Here is an 8625-nt window from a genome sequence, read left to right as displayed (position 1 = left end):
GTCGCGCACCGCGCCCCCGAGGACGTCTCGCTGGACGAGGTGGCAGCCGCCGCAGAGGTCTCGCGGCCACTCGTCTACCGCTACTTCCCGGGCGGCAAGCAGCAGTTGTACGAGGCCGCGCTGCGCAGCGCGGCCGACCTGCTGGAGCTGTGCTTCGCCGAACCGCAGACCGGCCCGCTGACCAGGCGGCTGTCCCGCGCCCTCGACCGCTATCTCGGCTTCGTCGACCAGCACGACGCGGGGTTCACCGCCCTGCTCCAGGGCGGCAGCGTGGTCGAGACGAGCCGTACGACCGCGATCGTCGACGAGGTGCGGCGCGCCGCCGCCGAGCAGATCCTGCTGCACCTCCAGGTGGCCGAGCCCGGCCCGCGGCTGCGGATGATGGTCCGTACCTGGATAACGGCCGTCGAGGCGGCCTCGCTGATCTGGCTGGACGAGAGCGAGTCGTCCTCGGACCGCCGGCCGCCGCTGGACGAATTGCGCGACTGGCTCGTCGACCACTTCATAGCGCTGCTCACCGCGACCGCCGCGAGCGATCCGCAGACGGCGCGGGCCGCGCGGGCGGCGCTGGCGCTGGAGACGGCGGACGGGCCGGTCGGCCTGCTGGCCCGCCGCATCCTGCCGGTCGTCAGCGACGCGGCGCATCTGCTCTGAGCGCCCGGCAGCGCCCGGCGACGCCCGGCCGCGCGGTGTGACGGACACTGACGGCATGAAGAGCGAAGAGACCCCGTTCGTCGGCGGCCCGCTGGACGGGCGGATCCTGCCGATCCTGCTCGGCGCGACCGGTCAGCCGCCGAAGGTGTACGAGGTCCCGGTCCCGGACCCGGACGGCGGGCCGCCCACCGTGCACGTCTACCACCGGGCGCCGGCGGGACGGTCGAAGCGGCTGGGGCTCCAGCTGGGATGGAAGTACGAGTACGACCCGAAGGGGCGCCGTCCGGGCGGCCTGAAGTGGCCGTGGTCCCGTCCGGAGGGACGGCGGGAGCAGCGGGAGCAACGGAGGGAGAGCCCGCCGGAGGGACAGCCGGCGGACCCACCGGATGAGCGGTCCTGAGGAACGGGCCTGAGCGACGGGCGGTCGCGGGTCCGTCCGGCGGGCGCACCCGCCGGGTCTGGGTCCGGGTCTGAGTCCGGCAGGCCCCTGGACGGCTGTTCCCGCAGGCGGCCTCCCGCCCCGTTCGCCCCTGAACGAGCGCTCCCGCTCACCAACGGGTGACAGCGTTAGGCGGAGTTGTCCACAGGCTCCGCGAGGGTACGACCCGTCATGTCACGATCTGGGTGGCCGAATGATCTCGTCTTTCGGCCGTAGCCGGAGGTGATTTCGTGTCAGGACGATTCCCACGCTCGGTCTGTACGAGGGCGCTGGCCGCCGCGGCGGTGCTGGCGCTGGCCGCTACGTCGGCGACCGCGACAGCCGCCGCTCCCGCAAGGCCCGCCGCCCCCACCGACAAACCAATCAGCGAGTTGCTCTCCCAGCTCCAGACGCTCTACCAGCGGGCCGAGAAATCCACCGAGGCGTACAACGCGGTCGCGGACGACCTCAAGGCCCAGCGCACGGCCGTCAAGCAGGCGGACACCGAGCTGGCCGCGGCCCGCACCGCGCTCGCCGGCAGCCGCGACGACGCGGGGCGGCTCGCCCGCGTGCAGTACCGGGGGGCCGGGGCCGACGCCTTGTCCCCGTACGTCCAGCTATTGCTGAGCTCCTCCCCCAGGGATCTGGCCGACCAGCGGTACGTCCTCAAACGGGCGGCCAGGGACCAGGCCGCCAGCGTCGCGCGGCTGTCCGGCGGCGAGAGGCGGCTCGACGGTCTGGCGACCCGCGCCCGGGGCGCGCTGGACCGGCAGCAGACGCTCGCCGGGAAGCGGAAGAGACAGCGGGACGCCGTACAGCACCGGCTCGACGCGGTGCAGACGATGCTCGCCTCGCTGACCGACGATCAGCTGGCTGAGCTGCGGCTGCTGGAGCAGCGGGACATGGACGAGGCCCAGCGCGAACTGCTGGCCTCGGGTGATCTGAGCAGGGCAGGAGTCCCGTCGCGGGCGGGAAAGCGGGCGCTGGCGTACGCCTTCGGGCAGCTCGGCAAGCCGTACGTCTGGGGGGCGACGGGCCCGGCGTCGTTCGACTGCTCGGGGCTCACCTCGCGGGCGTGGTCGCGCGCTGGGAAGCCGATTCCGCGGACCAGCCAGCAGCAGTGGAGACAGCTCCCGCGGGTGCCGCTCAGCGCGCTGCGGCCGGGCGACCTGGTGGTCTACTTCCCGGGCGCGACGCATGTGGCGATATACATCGGCGGCGGCCTGGTGGTGCAGGCGCCCCGGCCGGGCTCGGTGGTGAAGGTGTCCCCCATCGCCGCCAACCCGCTCCTCGGCGCGGTCCGCCCCGACCCCGCCGCGAAGCCGCTCGCGCGCTACAGACCGCCGCCGCTCCCGCCGGGCGCGAGCGTGAGCGCGGGAGCGAGGAGTGGCGACGACACCGGGTACAACGCCGCGGTCGCGTCGAAGTGAACGGGCGGAGGTGAACGGGCCGGGGCGAACGGGCCGGGGTACGGGCGGGGCGAACGGGCGAGCGGCAACCGGGCCGGGAGGCCGCGTCCCCGCCTCCCCTTCTCTCTCCCTCTCCCCGGAGCACTCCCGACCCCGCCGTCCCTCAGACGGCCGACGCCGCCTGGACCTCCGCGAGGTACGCGTTCGTCCTCTCCGGCTCGAAGAAGAAGTTGTCGAAGTCGGCCGGGTTGTTGAAGCCGTTCGCGAAGCGGTCCGCGACCGGCTGGAGCTGGCCCGCGGCGCCGATCAGGTTGAGGACGTGCTCCGGCGGAGCGCCGAGCATCGCGTTGGTCCACTTGGTGACGTGCTGCGCGGTGTCCCAGTAGCGGTCGAAGGCGGTCTGCATCCACGCGCCGTCGAAGGGCTGGTCGGCGCGCTCGATGATGCTCGCGAGATAGGAGGCCGCGCACTTGGAGGCGCTGTTCGAACCCTGACCGGTGATCGGGTCATTCGCGACGACGACGTCCGCGACGCCCAGCACCAGGCCGCCGGAGGGCAGCCGGCCGATCGGGTTGCGCACGGTCGGGGCGTAGCGGCCCGCGAGGGTGCCGTTGGCGTCCGTCAGCTCGACCCTGGTGGCTCGCGCGTACTCCCAGGGCGTGAACTGTTCCATCAGCTCCAGGGTCTTGGCCAGGTGCTCGTTCGGGTCCTTGATGCCCTGGAAGGCGTCGAGCGGTCCGCCCGGCACGCCCTCCCAGAACAGGATGTCGCAGGGACCGGAGGTGGTGAACGAGGGCATGACGAACAGTTCGCCGACGCCCGGCACCAGGTTGCAGCGGACCGCGAGAAAGTCCGGGTGCTCGGGGCGCAGGCCCAGCCCGTGCACGTAGGCGACGGCGAGTGCGCGCTGCGGGGCGTCGTACGGGGAGCGGGCGGCGTCGCGGCCGAACATCGAGACCAGCTCGCCCTTGCCCGCGGCGACGAGCACCAGGTCGTAGGCGCGGGCGAAGTAGTCGAGGTCGGAGACGGCCGCGCCGTGGATGACGAGCTGGCCGCCGCGCTGCGCGAAGGTCTCCATCCAGCCGGCCATCTTGACCCGCTGGTCGACGGACTGGGCGATGCCGTCGAGCTTGCCGACCCAGTCGATCGCGCGCGAGGAGTCGGGGGCGGCGACGGAGACGCCGACGCCCTCGATGCGCGGGGCCTGGCTCTCCCAGAAGTTGATCTGCTCGTCGCGCTCGTGCTGGAGCGCGGTGTCGAACATGCACTGGGTGGACATGACGCGTCCGGCCCGTATCTCGTCCGCCGTGCGGTTGGACATCAAGGTGACCTCATAGCCCTGGGACTGCAGGCCGAGGGCGAGTTGGAGTCCGGCTTGGCCGGCTCCGACGATGAGTATCTTCCGCATGGGAGGTCTCTCTCTTACGTGTTCAAAAGGGGGGAAACGACGGGAGGAGGGATCGACGGCCGCCCGTTCCGCGGCTCGGTGGAGCCGCCGCTAACGCTGCCACCGATGCGGCGGCCGGCCCAGGGACCGACGCCGTCATTCGGGGGTGGCGGCCAGCGCGTGCCCGACCAGGGTCAGCAGGGACTCGACGACGGTGATGCGCCGCCGGGCGTCCATGATCACCACGGGCACCGGCGGCGGCACGGACAGCGCGTCGCGCACGTCCTCGGCCGTGTACGGGTGCGTCCCCTCGAAGTGGTTGACCGCGACGATGTAGGGCATCCCGCAGCTCTCGAAGTAGTCGAGCGCCGGGAAGGAGTCCTCCAGCCGCCGGGTGTCGGCCAGCACGATCGCGCCGATCGCGCCACGTACCAGGTCGTCCCACATGAACCAGAAGCGCTGCTGCCCCGGTGTGCCGAACAGGTAGAGCACCAGGTCGGCGTCGAGGGTGATCCGGCCGAAGTCCATCGCGACCGTGGTCGTGGTCTTGTCCGGGGTGGCCGCCAGGTCGTCGGTGTCCTCGCTGGCCTGGGTCATCACCGCCTCGGTGCTCAGCGGCGTGATCTCCGAGGCCGCGCCGACGAACGTCGTCTTGCCGACGCCGAAGCCGCCCGCCACCACGATCTTGGTGGCGATGGGCGCGCGGCTGCGGTCCGTCTGCCAGCTCTGCTCGCCCTCTTCGGACGAGGCCGTCGCGGACCAGACCGACGCGGGCGAGGCGGTCACGAGCGGCGCGGCCGCAGGCGAAACGGTTCCGGACGAGGCGGTCATGGTGTCGGCGTCAGAGCCTGCGAAGTCCACTGAGCACCCTTTCCAGCAGCGTGCGGTCCGGTCGTCCGGTGCCGTGTCCGGTGCCGTAGACGCGGATCTTTCCTTGGTCGGCCAAGTCGCTGAGCAAGACGCGGACCACGCCCAGCGGCATCTGCAGCAGCGCGGAGACCTCGGCCACCGAGCGCATCTTGCGGCAGAGTTCCACGATCGCCCGCATCTCGGGCATCACCCGGTCGCCCCAGCCGCCGGAGGTCAGCTCCAGCCGCTCCTCGGGGCCGTCGAGCGCGGCCACGAAGGTCTCGACGAGCAGTACATGGGAGTGCCGGGTGCGGCCGCCGGTGAGCGAGTACGGACGCACCCGCGAGGGTTTGCGCTCCGAGCCTCTGACCGGCAGTTTGGGCACGGGGGTCGCTGTCACTGCGGTGTCTCCTGGGTTTCCTGGGGCTCCTGGCACTCCATCGACTGACGCAGTTCACTGCGGAGTTCGGTGCTGAGGACATGGCCGGCCCGGCCGACGAACAGCGCCATGTGGTAGGCGATGACGCTCATGTCGCAGTCCGGGGCGGCGTGCACACCGAGCAGTGAGCCGTCGGTGATGGACATGACGAACAGGCTGCCCTGGTCCATCGCGACCATGGTCTGTTTGACCGTCCCGCCGTCCATCAGCTTCGCGGCGCCACTGGTGAGGCTGCCGAGCCCGGAGACGATGGTGGCGAGGTCGGCCGGCGACCCCTTCGGGCCCTCGTGGACCTGTTCCCGCGCCTCAGGGAGCCGCTCAGGATCGGACGACAGCAAGAGCAGGCCGTCCGAGGACACCACGGCGACCAACTGGATGCCTGGGACCTCGTCGACCAGATTGGCCAGCAGCCATTGCAGGTTGCGGGCCTCCCTGCTCAGGCCGAACGTACTCGTACCGTGACCAACTGGGGGCGCGGCTGGCGGCGATGCCGCCGATGCTCCTTGCGCCCCACGGGTAAACGCGCTCAACCGCGTGCCTCCTCGACAGTGTCTGCCTCGTCCAGCGCCCCCGCTTGGTCTGTCTTGCGGTCTGTTTCCAGTGTCTGTTCTGCCCTCTGGTCCGTGGTCGGTTCCCCGGCCTCCGCCTCGGCGGCGCGGCGGCCCTTCATCGCCCCCTGCTGGAAGCCTCCCAGCCGGCGCCGCAGTTCCTCGGCGTCCACCGGGCCGGTGCGCTCCTTGGCCGGAGCGGCCTTGGGCGCCGCGGTCTTGGGGGTGCGCTTGGGCAAGCCCTTGTCGGTCCTGCGCTTCCCGGCGGGCCGCCTGTCCGGTACACGCTCCCACTTGGCGGGTGTGGGCTCGGGCGCGGGCTCGGCCTCCGGCGCACTCACGGTTTCGGACGCGGGCGCGGCGGATGCTGACGGTACGGCGGCGGCGGATGCTGACGGTACGACGGGTGCTGACCGTACGGCAGCGGCCCCGGCCAGTGTGGTCGGTGTGACCGGTGCCACCGGTGCGCTCGGTGTGGCGGGTGCGGCCTGCGCGGCGGGTCCAGTGTTCTCGCCGGTGCGGGCGTGCCGCGCGCGGGTCTGCTGGTCGCCCTGGCCCGCCGCGTCGTCGGCCGGGGTCCTGGCGTGGTGGTCGGGCTCGGTGTGCGCGGGGCGTCGGCTGGGCAGCCGGGGGGCCGGAATCGCCCCTGCGGGCCCGTCCTGCGCCGCCTGCGGGACCTGCGCCGCCTGGACCTCGCGATCCGCTGCCGCCGCGATGGCGTGCTCGGCGGCCACCACCAGCGGGTCCTGCTCCGCCTGCGGCGCTCCGGGCGCCTGCGGGTCCTGAGCCGGTGTCTGAGTCGATGCCTGAGCCTGAGTCGATGCCTGAGCCTGAACCGATGCCTGAGCCCGATCCGGCGCCTGGGCCGACTCCGGCACCGGCGGCTGCCCCGGAAGCGCGAGCTGCATCGTGTCGGAGTTGCGGCCCGAACGGTTCGGCAGCGCGTTGGAGTTCGCCTCGGCGACCGAGCCGGGCAGGCTCGGTGTCGCGGGGGCCTCGCCCTGGCCTGCGACGGTGTCGACGGGGGCCGCGCCCGGGTTCGCGCCGGCGGGCAGTATCGAGCGCGGCAGGACGACCACGGCCGCCACCCCGCCCTGCTTCTGCTCGCGCAGCTGGACCCGTACGCCGTGCCGGGCGGCGAGCCGCACCACTACGTACAGGCCGAGGCCCAGCGTGTCCTCCCCGGCGTCCGAGGCGGTGGCGTCGAGTGCGGTGCCGTCGGAGAGCCGGACGTTCAGCTCGGCGAACCGGTCGTCGGTCATGCCGATGCCCTCGTCCTGGACGGAGAGCATCACCTCGCCACTCTCCAGCAGCCAGCCGGACAGTTGCACATGCGCGTCCGGCGGCGAGAAGGCGGTGGCGTTGTCGAGCAGTTCGGAGACCAGGTGGCTGACGTCGTCGGCGGCGAACCCGGCGACCTGCGAGTTCGGCGGCAGCGACTGGATCTGCACCCGCTCGTAGCGCTCGATCTCGCTGATCGAGGCGCGCAGCACGTCCACCAGGGGCACCGGGCCCGCGTGCCCGGTGCCGTGCTCCGCGCCGGCCAGGACCAGCAGGTTCTCGCTGTGCCGGCGCATCCGGGTGGCGAGGTGGTCGAGCTTGAAGAGAACGCCGAGCCGGTCTGGGTCGTCCTCGCGCTCCTCCAGGCCCTCGATGACGGTCAGCTGCCGCTCGACGAGCCCGAGGTTGCGCAGCGAGAGGTTGACGAACCGGCCGTGCACGCTGGCTTGCAGCGCGGCGAGCCGCTCGGTGAGCTGCTCGCGCTCCTGGACCAGCTGTACGCGCTCGTCGGCGAGGGTCTGCCGGGCGCCGATCAGCCGGGTCCGCTGGCCGTCGAGTTCGGCGACCCGGGCGTGCAGTTCGACGGCGGCGGCCCTGAGTTCGTTGACGGACCGTACGACCTGGGCGTATTCGTCGTCGCGACCCTTGAACGCGACCGGTTCCTGGGTGAGGGGGTCGGCGGCGACGCGGCGGGCGCCGAGCCGCAGGGCGGCCAGCGGCCGGGTCATCGAGCGGGCGGCCTGCACGCTCATGCCGAGCGCGATGAGCAGGCACAGGCCGACCAGGGCGGCGCGCAGTTCCAGCGCGGTGACGTCCTCGTCGCGGAGCAGCGCGAGCCGGTCGGCCTCGCTCGCGGTGAGCGAGGACTCGACGCCGCGCATCCGGTCGATTCGGGCGGAGAGCGTCGAGCCGACCCGCTTCTCGCTGAGCGAGAGGTCGGCGACGGAGAGCCGCGGCTGGTCGGTGAGCCGGACGAGGTAGCGCTCGGCGGTGGTGACCTCGGTTCCGTTGACGGTGCCCGAGAAGGAGTCGCGGGTGTCGGAGCCCGCCGTCTGGTTGAAGTCGGCGAGCGCGGCCTGCTCGCGTACGTGGGCCTTCTGGGCGGCGGCGGTCAGCGCGGGTCGCGCCGAGCCGCCGGCCAGCGCGCCGAGCAACAGCCCGCGGGTGGCGGAGGCCTGCTCGACGGCGCGGCCCAGTTCGGGCAGCGCGTCGGCGTCGCGGGTCTCGGAGCGGGCCGGGAGCTTGCGGGTGAGCGTGCCGGCGGTGTCGTGCAGCGCCTGGACGGCCTCGCTGTACGCCGTGAAGGTGTCGACGGCGTTCCCCGGGCCTGACAGCGCCTGCTGACGGATCTTGGGGAGGCCGCCGAGAAGCCGGCGGACCTTGGCCGTGGCGCTGGGCGCGACCTCGTCGATGCGTCGGTCGACGCGGGCGCGCTGGCTCTCGGAGACGCCCGCGCCGGAGGCGGTCGTACGGCCGGCTGCGACGTATTCGACCATGTTGTCGCGTTCGTCGGCGAGCGAGTGCGCGAGCGCGATGGACTGCCGGTTGGAGTCGGCCAGGTCGACGAGCCGCTGGGACTCCGTCAGATCTCCGGAGGCCGCGGCGATGCCGGGGGCGCCGGCCGCGGGCACGGCGACGAC

At 72.7% G+C, this 8625-nt stretch carries 8 protein-coding genes; 3 read left to right on the top strand and 5 right to left on the bottom strand.

Annotated features, from left to right (window positions below):
* The 3 genes from QMK28_RS20990 to QMK28_RS20980 all read left to right on the top strand — a co-directional run.
* Positions 1-654: TetR/AcrR family transcriptional regulator (locus tag QMK28_RS20990; RefSeq protein ID WP_326440209.1), on the top strand; the 654-nt coding region annotated here is incomplete at its 5' end.
* Positions 655-709: 55 nt separating this feature from the next.
* A complete protein-coding gene (locus QMK28_RS20985; RefSeq protein ID WP_326440207.1) occupies positions 710-1054 on the top strand; it encodes a hypothetical protein in 345 nt (114 codons plus the stop codon).
* Positions 1055-1323: 269 nt separating this feature from the next.
* Positions 1324-2502 carry a C40 family peptidase gene (locus QMK28_RS20980; RefSeq protein WP_326440205.1) on the top strand — a complete coding sequence of 393 codons (1179 nt, stop codon included), beginning with the start codon at positions 1324-1326 and terminating at the stop codon, positions 2500-2502.
* A gap of 142 nt (positions 2503-2644) precedes the next feature.
* Here QMK28_RS20980 and QMK28_RS20975 read toward each other — a convergent pair whose 3' ends face one another.
* From QMK28_RS20975 to QMK28_RS20955, 5 genes are all read right to left on the bottom strand, one after another.
* Positions 2645-3889, bottom strand: a complete 1245-nt coding sequence (locus tag QMK28_RS20975) for a styrene monooxygenase/indole monooxygenase family protein (protein WP_326440203.1) — start codon at positions 3887-3889, stop codon at positions 2645-2647.
* A gap of 135 nt (positions 3890-4024) precedes the next feature.
* Complete coding sequence (locus QMK28_RS20970) at positions 4025-4699, bottom strand: GTP-binding protein (protein ID WP_326440201.1); 675 nt, start codon at positions 4697-4699, stop codon at positions 4025-4027.
* Positions 4700-4709: 10 nt separating this feature from the next.
* Positions 4710-5117: a DUF742 domain-containing protein gene (locus QMK28_RS20965; protein WP_326440199.1), complete on the bottom strand. Its 408-nt coding sequence runs from the start codon at positions 5115-5117 to the stop codon at positions 4710-4712.
* Positions 5114-5596, bottom strand: a complete 483-nt coding sequence (locus QMK28_RS20960; RefSeq protein WP_326440216.1) for a roadblock/LC7 domain-containing protein — start codon at positions 5594-5596, stop codon at positions 5114-5116. Before QMK28_RS20960 ends, QMK28_RS20965 begins: the two co-directional genes overlap by 4 nt.
* A gap of 86 nt (positions 5597-5682) precedes the next feature.
* Positions 5683-8616 (bottom strand): sensor histidine kinase, encoded by a 2934-nt coding sequence (locus QMK28_RS20955; RefSeq protein ID WP_326440197.1) that lies wholly within the window; start codon positions 8614-8616, stop codon positions 5683-5685.
* Positions 8617-8625 lie beyond the last annotated feature (9 nt).

The organism is Streptomyces sp. H27-D2 (assembly GCF_035828615.1).
Lineage (GTDB): Bacteria > Actinomycetota > Actinomycetes > Streptomycetales > Streptomycetaceae > Streptomyces.
This window is presented reverse-complemented; position numbering and strand designations above follow the sequence as displayed.